This window comes from Enterobacter sp. CFEC122 (assembly GCF_052983755.1).
Genome location: NZ_JBRIQR010000027.1, coordinates 50,532 through 67,778 on the forward strand (window position 1 = coordinate 50,532; position 17,247 = coordinate 67,778).

The 17,247-nt window shown below is 54.9% G+C and carries 21 protein-coding genes; 1 reads left to right on the forward strand and 20 read right to left on the reverse strand.

Features of this window, described 5'->3' with window-relative positions; all coding sequences use genetic code 11:
• Positions 1–116: 116 nt before the first annotated feature.
• The 20 genes from ycfP to yceD all read right to left on the reverse strand — a co-directional run bounded on the left by ycfP (position 117) and on the right by yceD (position 16,502).
• Positions 117–659 (reverse strand): alpha/beta hydrolase YcfP, encoded by a 543-nt coding sequence (gene ycfP, locus ACVCAM_RS18000; RefSeq protein WP_008500781.1) that lies wholly within the window; start codon positions 657–659, stop codon positions 117–119.
• A gap of 34 nt (positions 660–693) precedes the next feature.
• The gene (nagZ, locus tag ACVCAM_RS18005) at positions 694–1,719 is read right to left on the reverse strand and encodes a beta-N-acetylhexosaminidase (protein ID WP_407223787.1); all 1,026 of its coding nucleotides are present in this window, start codon (positions 1,717–1,719) and stop codon (positions 694–696) included.
• 23 nt (positions 1,720–1,742) lie between these two features.
• Positions 1,743–2,555, reverse strand: coding sequence for a thiamine kinase (thiK, locus tag ACVCAM_RS18010; RefSeq protein WP_032667300.1), 813 nt, complete (start codon positions 2,553–2,555; stop codon positions 1,743–1,745).
• Positions 2,536–3,183: a penicillin-binding protein activator LpoB gene (gene lpoB / locus ACVCAM_RS18015; RefSeq protein WP_008500784.1), complete on the reverse strand. Its 648-nt coding sequence runs from the start codon at positions 3,181–3,183 to the stop codon at positions 2,536–2,538. Before lpoB ends, thiK begins: the two co-directional genes overlap by 20 nt.
• Before the next feature lie 10 nt (positions 3,184–3,193).
• Positions 3,194–3,568: a YcfL family protein gene (locus ACVCAM_RS18020; RefSeq protein ID WP_008500785.1), complete on the reverse strand. Its 375-nt coding sequence runs from the start codon at positions 3,566–3,568 to the stop codon at positions 3,194–3,196.
• 1 nt (position 3,569) lies between these two features.
• Positions 3,570–3,929: a purine nucleoside phosphoramidase gene (hinT, locus tag ACVCAM_RS18025; RefSeq protein WP_008500786.1), complete on the reverse strand. Its 360-nt coding sequence runs from the start codon at positions 3,927–3,929 to the stop codon at positions 3,570–3,572.
• Positions 3,930–4,175: 246 nt separating this feature from the next.
• On the reverse strand, positions 4,176–5,609 hold the full coding sequence (ptsG, locus tag ACVCAM_RS18030; protein ID WP_008500788.1) for a PTS glucose transporter subunit IIBC: 1,434 nt from the start codon (positions 5,607–5,609) through the stop codon (positions 4,176–4,178).
• Between the two features lie 297 nt (positions 5,610–5,906).
• A complete protein-coding gene (locus tag ACVCAM_RS18035) occupies positions 5,907–6,701 on the reverse strand; it encodes a metal-dependent hydrolase (protein ID WP_407223236.1) in 795 nt (264 codons plus the stop codon).
• Between the two features lie 10 nt (positions 6,702–6,711).
• A complete protein-coding gene (gene holB, locus ACVCAM_RS18040) occupies positions 6,712–7,716 on the reverse strand; it encodes a DNA polymerase III subunit delta' (protein ID WP_008500790.1) in 1,005 nt (334 codons plus the stop codon).
• Complete coding sequence (tmk, locus tag ACVCAM_RS18045; protein ID WP_008500791.1) at positions 7,713–8,354, reverse strand: dTMP kinase; 642 nt, start codon at positions 8,352–8,354, stop codon at positions 7,713–7,715. The genes holB and tmk overlap by 4 nt, the downstream gene beginning before the upstream one ends.
• Positions 8,344–9,366 (reverse strand): cell division protein YceG, encoded by a 1,023-nt coding sequence (yceG, locus tag ACVCAM_RS18050; RefSeq protein ID WP_407223235.1) that lies wholly within the window; start codon positions 9,364–9,366, stop codon positions 8,344–8,346. Before yceG ends, tmk begins: the two co-directional genes overlap by 11 nt.
• Before the next feature lie 2 nt (positions 9,367–9,368).
• On the reverse strand, positions 9,369–10,178 hold the full coding sequence (gene pabC / locus ACVCAM_RS18055; RefSeq protein ID WP_045352899.1) for an aminodeoxychorismate lyase: 810 nt from the start codon (positions 10,176–10,178) through the stop codon (positions 9,369–9,371).
• 121 nt (positions 10,179–10,299) lie between these two features.
• A complete protein-coding gene (gene fabF, locus ACVCAM_RS18060; RefSeq protein WP_008500794.1) occupies positions 10,300–11,541 on the reverse strand; it encodes a beta-ketoacyl-ACP synthase II in 1,242 nt (413 codons plus the stop codon).
• Between the two features lie 91 nt (positions 11,542–11,632).
• Entirely contained in the window at positions 11,633–11,869 is a 237-nt protein-coding gene (gene acpP, locus ACVCAM_RS18065) for an acyl carrier protein (protein ID WP_003857954.1), read from the reverse strand.
• Between the two features lie 154 nt (positions 11,870–12,023).
• Positions 12,024–12,758 carry a 3-oxoacyl-ACP reductase FabG gene (gene fabG / locus ACVCAM_RS18070; RefSeq protein ID WP_008500795.1) on the reverse strand — a complete coding sequence of 245 codons (735 nt, stop codon included), beginning with the start codon at positions 12,756–12,758 and terminating at the stop codon, positions 12,024–12,026.
• Between the two features lie 12 nt (positions 12,759–12,770).
• Positions 12,771–13,700: an ACP S-malonyltransferase gene (gene fabD / locus ACVCAM_RS18075; RefSeq protein ID WP_008500796.1), complete on the reverse strand. Its 930-nt coding sequence runs from the start codon at positions 13,698–13,700 to the stop codon at positions 12,771–12,773.
• A gap of 15 nt (positions 13,701–13,715) precedes the next feature.
• On the reverse strand, positions 13,716–14,669 hold the full coding sequence (locus ACVCAM_RS18080; RefSeq protein ID WP_008500797.1) for a beta-ketoacyl-ACP synthase III: 954 nt from the start codon (positions 14,667–14,669) through the stop codon (positions 13,716–13,718).
• Positions 14,670–14,675: 6 nt separating this feature from the next.
• Positions 14,676–15,710 (reverse strand): phosphate acyltransferase PlsX, encoded by a 1,035-nt coding sequence (plsX, locus tag ACVCAM_RS18085; RefSeq protein WP_021240758.1) that lies wholly within the window; start codon positions 15,708–15,710, stop codon positions 14,676–14,678.
• A gap of 80 nt (positions 15,711–15,790) precedes the next feature.
• Positions 15,791–15,964, reverse strand: a complete 174-nt coding sequence (gene rpmF / locus ACVCAM_RS18090; RefSeq protein ID WP_003857964.1) for a 50S ribosomal protein L32 — start codon at positions 15,962–15,964, stop codon at positions 15,791–15,793.
• A 16-nt stretch (positions 15,965–15,980) separates the two neighbouring features.
• Entirely contained in the window at positions 15,981–16,502 is a 522-nt protein-coding gene (yceD, locus tag ACVCAM_RS18095) for a 23S rRNA accumulation protein YceD (protein WP_021240759.1), read from the reverse strand.
• Positions 16,503–16,642: 140 nt separating this feature from the next.
• Here yceD and ACVCAM_RS18100 point away from each other — a divergent pair, with 140 nt between their 5' ends.
• The gene (locus tag ACVCAM_RS18100) at positions 16,643–17,227 is read left to right on the forward strand and encodes a Maf family protein (RefSeq protein ID WP_039266134.1); all 585 of its coding nucleotides are present in this window, start codon (positions 16,643–16,645) and stop codon (positions 17,225–17,227) included.
• Positions 17,228–17,247 lie beyond the last annotated feature (20 nt).

The following is a 17,247-nucleotide window of genomic DNA, read 5'->3' on the forward strand; positions in this document are numbered from 1 at the left end:
TGGTCATACCAAAATTGATATGCATCAAGTTTTGATGGCTTAAAAGTAGACAATTCTGGACAAAAAGAAACCCGGTGCGCGTTCGCGACCGGGTTTCTGAAGTGGCAGGCTGTGGTTTAGCCCAGCGTTTTAAAGGCTTTGATGCGCTGCAGATGCGGGGAGATATTCTTAAACTTGTGGGTCTGTTCTTCGTCCCAGACAATTTCATAGTAATGATGCAGCAGTTCTGCCGCCCGGTGGCTGTTGAGCGCCTCATCGTTACGCGACAGGATCACCAGGCAGCGGTCACGGTTTTTTTCCCGAAAATTGCTGACGCACTTGGTCGCAATATCGACATACTCTTCCGGGCGGTCAATCTTGCCTTCCATGTTCTCGTTCGGGAAAAGGTTGGGATTGAATACGACCTGGCGGATGTCACACAGGAAGCCAATCCGCTCCGCCCAGTAGCCGCCCAGCCCCACGCCGCAAATCAGCGGGCGATCGTCGACGTTGAGCTGCAACATCTTGTCCACCTCTTTGAGCAGGTGCTGCATATCATGCTTCGGATGGCGCGTGCTGTAGCTGATCAACCGGACATCCGGATCGATAAACTGCAGCTGCAACACCTTCTCATGATTACCAGGACTGTTTGAGTCAAAACCGTGTAAATAGATAATCATCGTCTTCTCACCACGCTACGCCTTCCGGGAGGGTTTACAGGCTGGCTTTATGTGCCTGCCAGCGCTCATTCAGGTCTTCAAGCCGGGCGTTGACCGTCTTCCAGCGCGCCGAATCCATCAGCTCCTGACGGCTAAATGAACCTTTATGATACAATTGTGTAACACGCTCTGCATTGATCGGCGACAGGTTATCCAGCACGCTAACGGCACCTTTACGATTATTGCAGACCAGGATCATATCGCAACCTGCATCCAGCGACGCCTGGCCGCGTTCAGCGTAGCTGCCCATAATCGCCGCCCCTTCCATTGATAGATCGTCAGAGAAAATCACGCCATTGAAGCCCAGCTCCTGACGCAGAACGGTTTTCAGCCAGTGCGGAGAGCCGCTGGCAGGACGTGGGTCAACGTCGCTGTAAATCACGTGCGCAGGCATGATGGCATCCAGCTTGTTGTCGGTGATAAGCGACCTGAACACCGACATATCTTTGGCGCGAATTTCCGCTTCCGGGCGCGGATCGCGCGGGGTCTCTTTATGCGAGTCCGCCGTTACCGCCCCGTGGCCAGGGAAGTGTTTCCCGGTGGTTTTCATCCCGGCATCGTGCATGCCGTCAATGAAGCGGGTCGCCATGGCCAGCGCAATGCGCGGATCGTCATGGTACGAGCGCTCGCCAATGGCGGCGCTGATATGCCCCACGTCCAGAACCGGGGCAAAACTGATGTCGATATCCATGGCAATCATTTCACTGGCCATCAGCCAGCCGGCCTCCTGCGCCAGTGTCCCGCCCTCTTCCGTGCCGAGCAGCGCGGCAAAAGACTTGGCTGCCGGCAGGCGGGTAAACCCTTCGCGAAAGCGCTGCACGCGGCCGCCTTCCTGATCGACGGCGACCACCAGATGGTTGCGCGACGCGGCGCGGATCTGGCGCACCAGCTCGCGCAGCTGCGCCGGATCGTGATAGTTGCGGGTAAACAGGATCAGGCCCCCCACCAGCGGATGCGCCAGAATTTCACGCTCCTCCGCATCCAGTTCAAACCCTTCTACATCCAACATGACTGGACCCACATCCACCTCTCTTATCCTTTCGTTTATAACTGACGCCAGGCATCGTCTGCCAGCGCAATAAAATGTTTGTCTCTTGACTGCTGATAGCGCATTTCAAACCAGCCAGCCATTAACATGACGACCCATGGCCGCCAGCGTTTGACCTGACGCCTCAGCGCGTCGGCGTCAATGTGCGCCACCTCGGCGTAGTTCCTGATAAGCGTCTGCCGCGCGTCGTCACTCTCCGTCCAGACTGCTGCCAGCTCAAGCGCCACATCGCCATCTCCGGCGTATTCCCAATCGATGAGCCTGATGCCCTCTGCCGTATGCACAATATTTCCGGCATGAACATCCATGTGCAGCGGCGATAGCCGAATCGGCTGCGGCTCGCCTGCTTTACGCAACCGCTTGAGATGTGCCAGCCACACTGGAGTGCGTCTGTCTGGCGCGGCCTGCTGCCAGTAGCGTTCAAGCAGCGGGTATAGCGTGATTCGCCATCCCAGACGTGGCTGCCGGTGCAGATGATACAGCATTGCCACGAGCGTCGGCGTGTCCGGCAGCGCGCTTTTCACGTCACCGTCCAGATAGTCGACGGCCATCCAGCTCTCTCTGAAAAAACGGGGGGCAGGCACGAGATCTGACGGAAGACGCCTCAGGGCGCGAAACTGACGACGGAAATGGGAGGCAGGCGCATAGGGGTCGTGATGTTGCCGCAAGACCAGGCGTCGTTCCCCCTGCGCTATAATGCAACTCGCGCCGCCAAGCCCGGAGTGGGCCTGCGGCGCGATAAGGCGGTACTGAGGAAAATAGCGCGTCAGAATCTCTTCACGCGTGCTGTCATTGTTGCGTAACCGCACCTTTACCTGACCAGATAATTTCGCCTGTCTGAACCAGCATCAGCTGCATCTGCAGGGCCGGTGTATTCACGTTACCGGTGGCGTTAGAGTACAGCACATACTGTGCGCCAACGTTACGGGCAATGCCGATCGCCTTGCTGCGTGTGCCGAGGCTATCCTGCGGCGACAGGCCCAGCTGCTGTTTGGCTACCGCGAGTTGCTGAGCCGAGACCAGCGTAAACTTACCGTTGTTTGCCAGCGCATTGCGCAGCGTTTCTGTCGCTTCACCCGCGTTCAGCGAACCGTTGGTACGGTTGTTCACGCTATCGACCAACAACACGCTGCCTGCCGTCACGCCCTGTGCCTGCAGCATTTTGCCGACCATGGGCTGCATTGCGCCGTTCCAGTCGTAATGGCGCACGCGCGGCGTGGGCTGCGACGTCTGGTCCGGATGCTCAATCGGGCCAGGCTGTGACGGAATAGACGGCACAGACGGCACGGTTGGCTGCGGCTGCGTTGGCTGTGTCGGCTGTTCAGTGCCCGGTTTCGCCTCTTCCACAGGCGCTGGCTGTTCAGTTCGGGTCACACACCCCGCCAGGAACAGCGCGAAAGCTGTCACGAGCGCATAGCGGCTCAAGTTTTTAATCAAGGTTCACCCCTTAGAGATAAAGATAAAGTCTCACCTTATGCGCACCCAGATAGTTGGCGCTGCCATAGAGCGTTACCGACGATCTGGCCGGAATGGTGACGCTGCGCGGCGCCTCCAGCGGATGCATTTCAAGACCTCTTACGTCATACCAGAAAAAACGGTAGTGGACCGTCACGGGTTCATGTCTTTCATTAAAGAGCGTAGAGGAGGCAGAGGAATTGATTTCACTGATGGTCAGCACGGGTTGTTGCGCCGTGATGCCCGCGGCAAGCACGGAGGATTCCATCACCAGCGTCTGTTCATCGTTCACGGGGATCGCCGGGCGCGAGCTGCACCCCACAATCATCATCGTCAATACCAGCGCTGCAATACGCCCTTTACGCATATCAAAGACCTTTATGTGCCAGCATCGGCCCCAGAGGACGTCCACCCAGCAGATGCATGTGAATATGATAAACTTCCTGGCCACCATGACGGTTGCAGTTCATGATCAGACGGTAACCGTCTTCTGCAATGCCTTCCTGTTCAGCGATTTTCGCGGCCACCGTCAGCATACGACCTAACGCCACTTCATGCTCGGTTTTTACGTCGTTTACGGTCGGAATCAGAATATTGGGAATGATAAGGACGTGCGTCGGGGCCTGAGGGGAAATATCCCGGAAAGCCGTTACCAGTTCATCCTGATAGACGATATCCGACGGGATTTCGCGACGGATAATTTTACTGAAAATCGTTTCTTCAGCCATGACCTTTTCCTTTTTTGTTTAATCTGGCGCGAGCAATTGCTGTTAACACACGCTCTGGTTGAGTGCGTGACACAATTCAAGAGTATGAGCGAGTTTCTCCTGTCCTTTCAACCTCCTCCCTCGATTTCTTTCCTGAATGTTCATCAGCTGAACGAAGAGTGACCGTTAAAGCGTGCTGCTGCATTTTTTTAAGACAGAAATAAAAAAGGCAGCCATTCGGCTGCCTTAGTCTCCCCAGGTCACAGCTTAGTTGTTGCGGATGTATTCATCCATTTCGGTTTTCAGGTTATCGGATTTCGTACCGAAAATTGCCTGTACACCAGAACCTGCAACAACCACGCCCGCTGCGCCCAGTTTTTTCAGACCCGGCTGGTCTACTTTCGCGACGTCGGCAACGCTCACACGCAGACGAGTGATGCACGCGTCCAGGTTAGTGATGTTCTCTTTACCGCCGAACGCGGCAACCAGTGCCGGAGCCATTTCGCTGGTCGCGCCCGCTTTGCTGTCTTCTGTCGCATCTTCACGGCCTGGGGTTTTCAGGTCCAGTGCTTTAATCAGCACGCGGAAGATGGTGTAGTAAACAACGGCATAGCACGCACCCACGATTGGGAACAGCCACAGTTTGCTGCTGTTACCGGACAGAACGATGAAGTCGATCAGACCGTGAGAGAAGGACGTACCGTCACGCATACCCAGCAGAATACAGATTGGGAACGCCAGGCCCGCCAGAATCGCGTGGATAACGTACAGGATCGGCGCAACGAACATGAAGGAGAACTCGATCGGCTCGGTGATACCGGTCAGGAACGAGGTCAGCGCTGCGGAGATCATGATACCGCCCACTTTTGCACGGTTCTCTGGCTTAGCAGAGTGCCAGATAGCAATCGCCGCTGCTGGCAGACCGTACATTTTGAACAGGAAGCCACCAGACAGTTTACCTGCAGTTGGGTCACCCGCCATGTAACGTGGGATATCGCCGTGGAATACCTGGCCTGCTGCGTTGGTGAATTCACCAATCTGCATCTGGAATGGAACGTTCCAGATGTGGTGCAGACCGAATGGCACCAGGCAACGCTCGATGAAGCCGTAGATACCAAACGCCACAACCGGGTTCTGGTAAGCAGCCCACTGAGAGAAGGTCTGGATAGCGGAGCCGATTGGTGGCCAGATGAAGGACAGGATCACGCCAGTGAAAATCGCTGCCAGACCAGAGATGATCGGAACGAAACGCTTGCCCGCGAAGAAGCCCAGGTACTCAGGCAGCTTGATGCGATAGAAGCGGTTGAACATGTACGCTGCAATCGCACCGGAAATGATACCGCCCAGAACACCGGTGTCCGCCAGGTGTTTCGCGGCGATCTCTTCTGCCGGTAAATGCAGAACCAGCGGCGCAACCACAGCCATGGTTTTCACCATGATGCCGTAAGCAACCACTGCAGCCAGCGCAGATACGCCGTCGTTATTGGTGAAGCCCAGAGCCACACCGATCGCGAAGATCAGTGGCATGTTAGCAAAGACAGAACCGCCTGCTTCGGCCATCACATGGGACACTACGGCTGGCAGCCAGCTGAAGTTAGCAGAACCGACACCCAGCAGGATACCTGCGATAGGCAGTACGGATACTGGCAGCATCAGCGATTTACCGACCTTTTGCAGGTTAGCAAATGCATTCTTAAACATAATTGAGAGTGCTCCTGAGTATTTGTGCTTTTTTTACGCTTTCACGCATTGGCCCGGGGGGAGTACCGTGCCGTGGACAGGACATCTAAGCGCCCTTTATTTATTACACAGAGTAAAATAATTCCCTCTGAGTTTGTTTGACGGCTATCACGTTTCAGCTTAAGGCGGTCGAAAAACTTTCAGTTATTTACAAAAAGCGTGTCCGGATGTGTCTAAAAACACCCTCACCGCCCCAAATGAGGCGGTGAACTTTACTCGTTTTATTTATTAATTACGAGCCTAAAAAAAACAGGTGTATCAGACAGATTGCAGGCGGGCGGGGTCAATATGGAACAGCGTTGAGAAGTTTTCCGTGGTCATGCGGGCCAGCTCTTCGATGCTGACGCCCTTCAGTACGGCCATGTACTCAGCCACGTCTCGCGTCATCGCCGGTTGGTTCTCTTTACCGCGATGCGGTACCGGGGCCAGATACGGAGAGTCTGTCTCCACCAGAATGCGATCGAGCGGAACATAACGCGCGGCATCCCGGAGCTGCTCAGCGTTACGGAACGTCACGATCCCGGAAAACGAAATATAAAACCCTAAATCAAGCAGTTTACCCGCCGTTTCTCTGTCTTCTGTGAAACAGTGTAGTACGCCACCGCAATCCGTCACGTTTTCTTCCCGAAGGATCGCCAGGGTATCGGCACGCGCATCGCGGGTATGCACAATGACCGGCTTGTTCAGTTCGCGGCCAATACGGATATGATGGCGGAAGGACTCCTGCTGTCGCGGTTTCGTTTCCGGCGTGTAAAAATAGTCCAGGCCGGTCTCCCCCATCGCCACCACGCCCTCTTCTGCTGCCAGTCGGCGCAGTTCATCAACGTCATACGCCTCGTCCTGATTCAGCGGATGCACGCCGCAGGAGAACACCACGTTGTCGCGAACGCCCACCAGCTCACGCATGGTGCGATAACCCGGCAGCGTCGTCGCCACCGCAAGGCAGAATTTCACATCGCGGGCAGCGGCTTTTTCCAGCACGTCATCCACGTTTTTATGCAGGGATTGATAATCCAGGCCATCAAGATGGCAGTGTGAGTCGACTAAAAACATAATGTCTCTCTCAGAGATGGGAAACTGGCGGTGTGACGCCGGGTTGCAGGTAATGTTCAATACGCAGTAACTGGTCGGTCAGTAAAAGCTCGCGATTAAGACCCGTCACGGTTAAAAGCTGTTCGCGGCTCTGGCAAACTTCATGAAGCATCGCGTGAAGAATCGCGCCGGAGAGGCGGTTCGCCAGCGTACTCACCAGTGGCCACGCGTCAGGGTTAGTCAGCAGCGTTGCCCCTTGCTGAATTTTAAGGGCATCCAGCAGCAACGCGGCCAGCCAGTGCAGACGCTCAACGGCACTATCGCTGTTAAGTGTCGGGAGTAAGCTTAGCCAGTCGTTGTTATTCAGCGCCGCTTCAACGGCCCGGCAGAGCGCTTCTCGCTGTGACCAGACGTCAGGTTGCAGCAAGGCCAGCGCCGCCGCGGGCGCGCCGCTGCTCAGGCGCAAGGCTGACAGCGCACTTTCAGGTGACGTTGTCACCTCTCGCTCCAGCCAGCTCAGCGCCCATGATTCCTGAGGCACCGCAAGGTGATGAAGACGGCAGCGGCTGCGCAACGTCGCCAGCAATCGTCCCGGATCGCGGCACGAGAGGAAAAACCACGTTTTTTCCGGCGGCTCTTCAAGAGTCTTAAGCAGGGCGTTAGCCGCCGCCTCGGTCAGCAGGGTGGCGTCTTTGAGCAAGACGACCTTAGCGCCACCCAGGCGCGCATGTTCGTACAATTTTTCACTGACTTCACGCACGGCATCAATACCCAGCGCGCTCTTGCCCTTCTCAGGCTCAAGGGTGTAGTAGTCAGGATGTGTGCCCGCCTGCATCAGCTGGCAGCCGCGGCACTTACCACAGCTTTTGTGCCCTTCCGGCTGCTGGCACATCAGAAAACGGGTGAGGGCATAAATTAACGCCTCATCCCCCATCCCTGGCAATGCCTGAATCAGTAACGCATGATGCCCCCGCCCCGCCTGATAGCTGCCGATCAGCTGCTCAAAGTGCGGACGCAACCATGGATACCATTTCATGCCTGCTGCTCCTGTACCCACTGCGTAACGGTCTGCTGGATGTTGTGCGTGACGTCATCCAGCGACTGCGTCGCATCGATGGTACGAATAGCGCTATCCTGTGCCGCCAGCTCAAGATAGCGCGCACGGGTGCGGTTAAAGAAATCAAAGGACTCTTGTTCAATGCGGTCCAGCTCGCCGCGCGCGCGGGCGCGCTTGAGGCCCACTTCCGGCGTAACATCCAGATAGAGGGTCAGGTCGGGGCGAAAATCACCCAGTACGGCATCGCGCAGCGTTGCCAGCATCGTCTGGTCAATACCGCGTCCCCCGCCCTGGTAGGCCTGAGTCGACAGATCGTGGCGATCGCCGATCACCCATTTACCCTCGGCCAACGCGGGTTTGATCACCGTCTCAACCAGCTGTACGCGCGCCGCGTAGAACATCAACACTTCGGCTTTGTCAGTGATAACTTCGTCGCCAACGGATTTAATATCCAGCACCAGGCTGCGCAGTTTCTCCGCAAGTTGCGTACCGCCCGGCTCGCGGGTGAAGACCATGTCGGCGACGCCAAGCGATTTCAGCGTGTCCACCACTACGTTGCGGGCAGTGGTTTTACCCGCCCCTTCGAGTCCCTCAATGACAATGTATTTACTGCGCATTTTTTTCCTTAAGTGCCTTCAGATAGTCCTGAACAGAGCGATTGTGGCTGGCAAGGTTGGTGTTAAAGGTATGCCCCCCTTTTCCATCAGCCACAAAATAGAGATACGGTGTTTTCGCCGGGTGCGCGGCGGCTTTGAGAGAAGCCTCGCTCGGCGTGGCAATCGGGCCAGGCGGTAAACCGCTAATCACGTAGGTATTATACGCCGTTGGCGTTTCCAGATCTTTTCTGGAAATCTTGCCCGTATAGTTCTCTCCCATGCCGTAGATGACGGTAGGGTCGGTTTGCAGGCGCATACCAATGCGCAGACGATTGATAAATACTGACGCCACCCGATCGCGTTCAGCAGCAACGGCGGTCTCTTTTTCGATAATCGAGGCCATGGTAACAAACTGATTTTGATCTTTATAAGGTAAACCATCCATTCGCCCTTCCCAGGCGGCATCCACGGCGGCGACCATTTTTTTGTGCGCCCGCTTCAGAATCGCCACATCGGTCGTGCCTGCGGTGTACATCCAGGTATCTGGCCAGAACCAGCCTTCCACCCATTCAGGATGCTCAAACTTGAGCACGTCGGCCACCGTCTGGTAGCTGTCGTCCTTCAGGGTATGTTTGATATACGGCGCATCGCGCAGCTGTTTGAGGTAATCGCTCAGGCGCATCCCTTCGACAAAACGCAGCGGGAACTGGGCTTCTTTACCGCTTTCCAGCAGTTGCAGCATCTCCCTGACGGTCATGCCGGGCGTAAAGCGGTAGGTACCGGCCTTGAAGTGAGATAGGTCAGGCTCAATACGCAATAACCACTGGAACACACGAGGACGGTTAATGATCTTATCCGCGTAAAGCTGCTCGCCCAGCGCCATCCGCCCGGTACCGGCTTTCAGGGTAAAAATCGTCTCGTCTTTAATCAAGATTTTACTGTTCGCCAGCTGGCGGACTTTCCATACTCCAGCTCCGCCAGCAATGACCAGCGCAATAATAAGGAGAAGGACAAAACGCAACATTTTCTTCATGACTATCTGGTTTGCTCACATATCGGGGCTAAAAACTGGAACAGCTCGCGCGAAGACCAGCGCTGTTGGTCATACGCACGGACGGCGATAACAGGCATCAACGCATTGCAGATCACAACTTCATCGGCGGACAGCAGCGCCTCTTCCTTCGCGTTTACTTCGACAACGCGAAAGCCTGCATGTGCCAGCTGTTGCAAACAAAACTGGCGCATGATGCCGTTAACGCCAGCCTGCGCCAGCGAAGGGGTGAAGACCTCACGGCCCTTCCGCCAGAGTAAATTAGCCGCACAGCATTCCGTAATGAACCCTTCGCTGTCAAGGACTAGCGCCTCATCGGCGTCCGTCTGTTCAAGATGAGTACGAATAAGCACCTGTTCAAGGCGGTTAAGATGTTTTAGTCCGGCAAGCATCGGGTTTCGCCCCAGCCGCACCGGGCTCAGCGTCAACGTCACGCCCTCTTCACGCCAGCGCGCATAGTGAGCAGGATAAGCTGAAACAGAGAGAATACGTGTTGGATGCTGACAGGCGGCACCGCTGTACCCCCGCCCACCGCTGCCTCGGCTAATGATAACTTTTAAGACACCGCTGGTTTTACCTGACGCCAGCTGACGCATCTCATGTTCAAGAATTTCCCACTGCGTAAAAGGGATCAGTAACGTCTGGCAGGCGTCTTGTAAACGGCGGAGGTGTGCATCAAGCAAGCACACGTCGCCTTCCAGAATACGCGCAGTCGTAAAGCAGCCATCGCCAAACTGCGTCGCCCTGTCGCTTGCCGGCAGCGTGTCTTGCTCAAGGCCATTAATTAAAAACATGGTGGCTCCTTATGCGTGGGCGTTTAGTCTGGCAGGATGCCATGCAACCGACAAGAAGATTAGGCTTAATAAAAAAGGCCCGGCAAGCGGACCTTTTTTTATAGCTTTCGGGCCGTCAGGCTCAGACCTTTTTGAAGATCAGAGAACCATTCGTGCCGCCAAAGCCGAAGGAGTTACACAGGGTGTACTCCATACCGCTAACCTGGCGCGCTTCATGAGGAACGAAGTCCAGATCGCAACCTTCATCCGGGTTATCCAGGTTGATGGTTGGCGGAACAGCCTGATCGCGCAGCGCAAGGATAGAGTAGATGGACTCTACTGCACCCGCCGCGCCCAGCAGGTGACCGGTCATAGATTTCGTGGAGCTAACCAGTACGCGGCTGGCAGACTCGCCGAAGATAGACTTCACAGCCTGCGCTTCAGCTTTGTCGCCTGCTGGCGTAGAGGTACCGTGAGCGTTAACGTAGCCAATCTGCGCTGGGGTAATACCCGCATCACGGATCGCGTTTTCCATCGCCAGCGCAGCACCCGCACCGTTCTCCGGAGGAGAGGTCATGTGATAAGCATCGCTGCTCATACCAAAGCCAACGACTTCAGCATAAATTTTCGCACCGCGTTTTTTCGCATGTTCGTACTCTTCCAGCACGAGCATACCTGCGCCGTCACCCAACACGAAACCATCGCGGTCTTTATCCCACGGACGGCTCGCCGCCTGAGGATTATCGTTACGGGTAGAAAGCGCACGCGCTGCACCAAAGCCACCAACACCCAATGGGGTACTGGCTTTTTCAGCACCGCCCGCAACCATAGCATCTGCATCGCCGTACGCAATGATACGCGCGGCCTGGCCGATGTTATGCACGCCAGACGTACACGCGGTAGCGATAGAAATGCTTGGCCCACGCAGGCCGAACATAATGGTCAGGTGACCTGCCACCATGTTAACAATCGTGGACGGAACGAAGAACGGGCTGATCTTACGCGGTCCGCCATTCATCAGCGATGTATGGTTTTCCTCGATCAGGCCAAGACCGCCAATCCCGGAGCCGATAGCAGCGCCGATACGGGTTGCGTTCTCTTCCGTAATCTCAAGGCCAGAATCCTGCATGGCCTGAACGCCAGCGACAATTCCATATTGAATGAAGGCATCCATCTTGCGCTGTTCTTTGCGCGAGATGATCTCTTCACAGTTAAAATCCTTTACTAAGCCAGCAAATTTCGTTGCATAGGCGCTAGTATCGAAATGGTCGATTAGGCTGATGCCGCTCTGACCGGCAAGGAGAGCTTTCCAGGTGGACTCTACGGTATTGCCGACAGGAGACAACATGCCAAGTCCGGTCACAACTACACGACGCTTAGACACGTTTGTCCTCCAGGGAGGGATAAAAAAAGAGATTCGTGGGACTAAAAAAGATAAAACTCAGGCGGTCGAATGACCGCCTGGAGATGTTCACTTACGCCTGGTGGCCGTTGATGTAATCAATGGCAGCCTGAACGGTGGTGATTTTCTCAGCTTCTTCGTCCGGAATCTCAGTATCAAACTCTTCTTCCAGAGCCATTACCAGCTCAACGGTGTCAAGAGAATCTGCGCCCAGGTCTTCAACGAAGGAAGCGGAGTTCACAACTTCTTCCTGCTTAACGCCCAGCTGTTCGCCGATAATTTTCTTAACGCGTTCTTCGATAGTGCTCATACTCTTAAATTTCCTATCAAAACTCGCTTTCGCGATGGTTTTCGTAGTGTATAAAATGTTGAAAAATTTGCAACTAAATCCCGGCAGGTCTTACCACGATTTTACGTTATTTTGAGGCCATTTGCCCTAATAACGCAAATATTTTCGATCGTGATTAAACCATGTACATCCCGCCGTTGACGTGGAGGGTCTCACCAGTGATGTAACCCGCTTCGTCAGAGGCTAAAAATGCAACCGCACTGGCGATTTCTTTAGGATCGCCAAGACGCCCCGCCGGAACTGCCGCCAGTGTACCCGCACGCTGCTCATCGGTCAGCGCACGCGTCATGTCCGTTTCAATAAAGCCCGGAGCAACAACGTTTACAGTAATCCCGCGGGACGCGACTTCACGCGCCAGCGATTTACTGAAACCGATCAGACCTGCTTTCGCCGCAGCGTAGTTAGCCTGACCAGCATTTCCCATGGTACCAACCACAGAACCAACAGTGATAATACGACCATGACGCTTTTTCATCATAGCGCGCATTACCGCTTTTGACAGACGGAATACAGATGACAGGTTGGTTTCGATAATATCGTTCCACTCGTCATCTTTCATTCGCATCAGCAGGTTGTCGCGAGTGATCCCGGCATTATTGACCAGAATATCCACTTCACCAAACTCTGCGCGAATATTTTCCAGAACAGATTCGATAGATGCTGGTTCGGTCACATTCAGTACCAGACCTTTACCGTTCGCACCCAGATACTCGCTGATGGCCTGCGCGCCATTCTCGCTGGTTGCTGTACCAATCACCTTCGCGCCGCGCGCAACCAGTGTTTCAGCAATTGCACGCCCGATACCGCGGCTTGCGCCAGTCACCAGGGCGATTTTTCCTTCAAAACTCATGGTATTCCTCTTTTATTGCGAGAGTGCCGCTGACATCGCTTCCGGCTCGTTAATCGCCGAGGCTGTCAGGGTGTCAACAATACGTTTCGTCAGACCGGTGAGGACTTTCCCTGGGCCGACTTCATACAGATGCTCAACGCCCTGAGCGGCCATAAACTCAACGGTTTTGGTCCACTGTACCGGGCTGTAGAGCTGGCGAACCAGTGCGTCGCGGATAGCTTCCGGCGCGGTTTCGCATTTCACATCGACGTTGTTCACAACGGCAATCGTCGGTGCGTTAAACGTAATTTTTTCCAGCTCAACCGCCAGTTTCTCGGCGGCTGGCTTCATTAACGCACAGTGGGACGGCACGCTGACCGGCAGCGGCAGCGCGCGTTTCGCGCCAGCAGCTTTACAGGCAGCACCGGCACGCTCAACCGCTTCTTTATGACCAGCGATAACCACCTGGCCCGGCGAGTTGAAGTTAACCGGTGAAACCACCTGCCCTTCAGCAGATTCTTCACACGCTTTTGCAATCGCAGCATCATCCAGACCGATGATAGCAGACATGCCACCTGTGCCTTCTGGCACCGCTTCCTGCATGAATTTACCGCGCAGTTCCACCAGACGTACGGCGTCAGCAAACGCGATCACACCGGCACAGACCAGCGCTGAGTATTCACCCAGACTATGGCCCGCGAGCAGCGCTGGCGCTTTACCGCCCTGCTGCTGCCAGACACGCCACAGTGCAACGGACGCTGTCAGCAGCGCTGGCTGTGTCTGCCAGGTTTTGTTCAGTTCTTCGGCCGGGCCCTGCTGAGTCAGCGCCCATAAATCATAACCCAGTGCATCAGAAGCTTCACGGAAAGTCTCTTCAATGACCGGATAGTGTGCTGCCATTTCAGACAACATCCCAACGGTTTGAGAGCCCTGCCCCGGGAACACAAAAGCAAATTGCGTCATTTTTTATTCCTTATCCTAGAAACGAACCAGCGCGGAACCCCAGGTGAACCCGCCACCGAAGGCTTCAAGCAAGACCAGCTGGCCCCGTTTGATTCGCCCGTCGCGTACCGCTTCATCAAATGCGCACGGTACTGACGCCGCAGAGGTGTTGCCGTGACGATCCAGCGTCACCACAACGTTATCCATCGACATGCCCAGCTTTTTCGCGGTCGCGCTGATGATACGCAGGTTCGCCTGATGCGGCACCAGCCAGTCGAGCGCGGAGCGCTCAAGGTTATTCGCTTCCAGCGTTTCATCAACAATGTGCGCAAGCTCAGTCACCGCCACCTTGAACACCTCGTTCCCTGCCATGGTCAGGTAAATCGAGTTGTCCGGATTAACGCGATCGGCGTTAGGCAGGGTCAAAAGCTCACCGTAGCTGCCATCAGCATGCAGATGCGTAGAGATGATACCCGGCTCTTCGGACTGCCCCAGCAGCACCGCGCCCGCACCATCACCAAAAATAATGATCGTTCCGCGATCGGTTGGATCGCAGGTACGCGCCAGCACGTCAGCACCGATCACCAGCGCATATTTGACGGCTCCGGACTTCACGTACTGATCGGCAACGCTCAGCGCATAGGTAAAACCTGCGCACGCAGCGGCAACGTCAAACGCCGGGCAACCTTTAATGCCGAGCATATTCTGCACCTGGCATGCCGCGCTTGGGAAAGCATGTGTAGCAGACGTCGTGGCCACCACGATCAAACCGATCTGTTCTTTATCAATGCCCGCCATCTCGATAGCACGCTGTGCGGCTTCGTAACCCATGGTGGACACGGTTTCGTCTGGCGCGGCGATACGACGTTCACGGATACCTGTGCGCGTGACAATCCACTCGTCAGACGTATCTACCATTTTTTCCAGATCGGCGTTGGTACGCACTTGTTTTGGCAGGTAGCTGCCGGTACCTAAAATCTTCGTATACATGTACGCTCAGTCACTTTTAGCTAATACAGATTCCAGGCGAGCGGCAATCCGCTGAGGGACTTGTCGCTGCACCGCCTGCACTGCCTGTTCAATGGCGACAGAAAATGCTCGCTGATTGGCGGCGCCATGACTCTTAATCACGATGCCGCGCAATCCTAACAGACAGGCGCCATTATACTGGTCGGGGTTGAGGTGACTGAATCGCCGCGTCAGGCTCTTTTGTAACCAACGCTTCAATAAAATCAGCCACCAGGCGCTTTTTTTGCCCTCTCCCTGTGATTTCAGCAGAGAAAGAAACATCCGCACGACCCCTTCCATGGTCTTCAACGTTACGTTTCCGGTGAAGCCATCGCAGACCAGAACATCCGTTTTACCCGTCAACAACTCATTGGCTTCGAGATAACCAATATAGTTGATGGAGGGAACCTGTTTGAGCAATTCAGCTGCTTCGCGAATGCTGTCCAGGCCTTTGGTCTCTTCTTCACCAATGTTCAGTAACGCAACACGGGGAGTATTGATCCCGACCACTTCTTCTGCCAGCACCGATCCCATTACGGCAAACTGAGCCAGCATTGTACTATCACAATCGACGTTCGCGCCCAAATCAAGCACCACCGTCTTGCCCTTCTGCTGATGCGGCAACACCGTCACCAGCGCCGGGCGCTCAATACCGTCAATCGGTTTAAGCAACAATTTCGCCAGTCCCATCAGCGCGCCGGTATTACCCGCGCTGACGCAAGCCTGGGCTCGTCCTTCTTTCACCAGCTCCAGCGCTATCCGCATCGAGCTGCCGCGGCTGTTGCGAATCGCCTGCGAGGGTCGGGCATCACTGGCAATAACTGACTGCGCAGGAATAATCTGCAGACGTGAACGTTGTTCAAAGTCAGCTTTTGCAAGTAATGGCGTGATTGCGTCGGGATTGCCGACTAAAAGAAGAGTGAGTTGCGAATTAGAATTCAGTGCCTGCAATGCTGCAGGCACTGTCACGGAAGGGCCAAAATCTCCCCCCATGACATCTAACGCCAGGGTTAGACGTGTCAAGGTATCGTCGCAGCCTGGTTCGGTAAGTTCCCCGTTTGCACGGGGAGCTCCTCACTAAGCCTAATCACGCTGACGCGTGATTACTTAGTGATAACCTTGCGGCCGCGGTAGAAACCGTCAGCGGTGATGTGGTGACGCAGGTGTTTCTCACCAGAAGTCTTGTCTACAGACAGGCTGGTAACTGCAGTCAGCGCGTCATGGGAACGACGCATGCCACGTTTGGAACGGGTTGGTTTATTCTGTTGTACGGCCATGGACCTTACTCCTCAATTACTTACGCTTTAAGCTGGCTAATACGGCAAATGGGTTTGGTTTTTGCGCTTCATCAGGCAGTTCCCCAAAGACCATGTCCGCCTCGGACACTTCACAGTGTTCAGAATCATGCACCGGAACGACTGGCAAGGAGAGGATGATTTCATCTTCAACCAGAGCCAGAAGATCGATTTCACCGAATTCGTTAACCTCAATCGGCTCATACGCTTCCGGGAGTGCTTCAGCCTGTTCGTCAGAACGAACCGGACTGAAACAATACGTTGTGTGAACATGCTGTACAAACGGTTTCCCGCAACGCTGACACTCGAGCGTTACCGTCACCTTTGCATCACCGGTTAACACGGCGAGGCGCTGGTTGTCGATAGCGAACGACATGGAGCATTCTACATCACTGTCCACACTGACTACGGATTCGGCAATACGCTCAGCCTGATCGGAAGTATAGATACCTTCGTAATCGAGGCGTTTTTGAGCCGTACGTACCGGATCAAGAGTCAGGGGTAATTTTACCTTTTGCATAGGGCGCGCATATTAACTTTGTAACGTCATAGAGTCAAAGAAAAAGGCAACCAGAGCTGCCTTTTGCCAATTATTCGCACACATTGCGGCCTGTAGTTTAAAATGGCTGGCATCGATACGCTATATCTGGTGATAAAAATATGCCAAATCTCGTCCTTGCTTCCACGTCTCCCTACCGCCGAATGCTGCTGGAAAAGCTCGGGATCCCGTTTGAATGCGCTGCACCAGACGTGGATGAGACGCCACAGCCGGGCGAGTCACCGCGCCATCTGGTGACGCGTCTTGCTAAGGAGAAAGCGCAGTCGCTGGCCGCACGCTATCCTTCGCATTTGATTATAGGCTCGGATCAGGTTTGCGTAATGGACGGCGAAATCACCGGCAAGCCGCATACAGAGGAAAATGCCTGCCAGCAGCTTCTGCGCGCGCGCGGTACTATCGTGACCTTCTATACGGGCCTCGCCCTCTATAACGCCGCGTCAGGCCATCTGCAAACGGAGTGCGAGCCGTTCGACGTACACTTCCGCCATCTCAGCGAGCAAGAGATTATGGATTATGTGCGTCGTGAGCGTCCGCTGAACTGCGCGGGGAGCTTTAAAAGTGAGGGGCTGGGGATTGCGCTGTTCGACAAGCTGGACGGTCGGGATCCGAACACCCTGGTGGGGTTACCGCTGATTGCCTTGTGTCAGATGTTACGGCGAGAAGAGTGTAATCCGCTGACGATGTGACCTTCGCCGGGTGGCGCTGC

Bases quoted from the DNA above. Each gene is read 5' to 3' on its own strand.
- rpmF (WP_003857964.1), bottom strand. From the start codon at position 15,964: ATGGCCGTACAACAGAATAAACCAACCCGTTCCAAACGTGGCATGCGT.
- tmk (WP_008500791.1), bottom strand. From the start codon at position 8,354: ATGCGCAGTAAATACATTGTCATTGAGGGACTCGAAGGGGCGGGTAAA.
- acpP (WP_003857954.1), bottom strand. From the start codon at position 11,869: ATGAGCACTATCGAAGAACGCGTTAAGAAAATTATCGGCGAACAGCTG.
- ptsG (WP_008500788.1), bottom strand. From the start codon at position 5,609: ATGTTTAAGAATGCATTTGCTAACCTGCAAAAGGTCGGTAAATCGCTG.
- ACVCAM_RS18020 (WP_008500785.1), bottom strand. From the start codon at position 3,568: ATGCGTAAAGGGCGTATTGCAGCGCTGGTATTGACGATGATGATTGTG.
- fabG (WP_008500795.1), bottom strand. From the start codon at position 12,758: ATGAGTTTTGAAGGAAAAATCGCCCTGGTGACTGGCGCAAGCCGCGGT.
- ycfP (WP_008500781.1), bottom strand. From the start codon at position 659: ATGATTATCTATTTACACGGTTTTGACTCAAACAGTCCTGGTAATCAT.
- yceG (WP_407223235.1), bottom strand. From the start codon at position 9,366: ATGAAGAAAATGTTGCGTTTTGTCCTTCTCCTTATTATTGCGCTGGTC.
- ACVCAM_RS18035 (WP_407223236.1), bottom strand. From the start codon at position 6,701: ATGTTTTTAGTCGACTCACACTGCCATCTTGATGGCCTGGATTATCAA.
- hinT (WP_008500786.1), bottom strand. From the start codon at position 3,929: ATGGCTGAAGAAACGATTTTCAGTAAAATTATCCGTCGCGAAATCCCG.
- ACVCAM_RS18080 (WP_008500797.1), bottom strand. From the start codon at position 14,669: ATGTATACGAAGATTTTAGGTACCGGCAGCTACCTGCCAAAACAAGTG.
- holB (WP_008500790.1), bottom strand. From the start codon at position 7,716: ATGAAATGGTATCCATGGTTGCGTCCGCACTTTGAGCAGCTGATCGGC.
- pabC (WP_045352899.1), bottom strand. From the start codon at position 10,178: ATGTTTTTAATTAATGGCCTTGAGCAAGACACGCTGCCGGCAAGCGAC.
- fabD (WP_008500796.1), bottom strand. From the start codon at position 13,700: ATGACGCAATTTGCTTTTGTGTTCCCGGGGCAGGGCTCTCAAACCGTT.
- yceD (WP_021240759.1), bottom strand. From the start codon at position 16,502: ATGCAAAAGGTAAAATTACCCCTGACTCTTGATCCGGTACGTACGGCT.
- ACVCAM_RS18100 (WP_039266134.1), top strand. From the start codon at position 16,643: ATGCCAAATCTCGTCCTTGCTTCCACGTCTCCCTACCGCCGAATGCTG.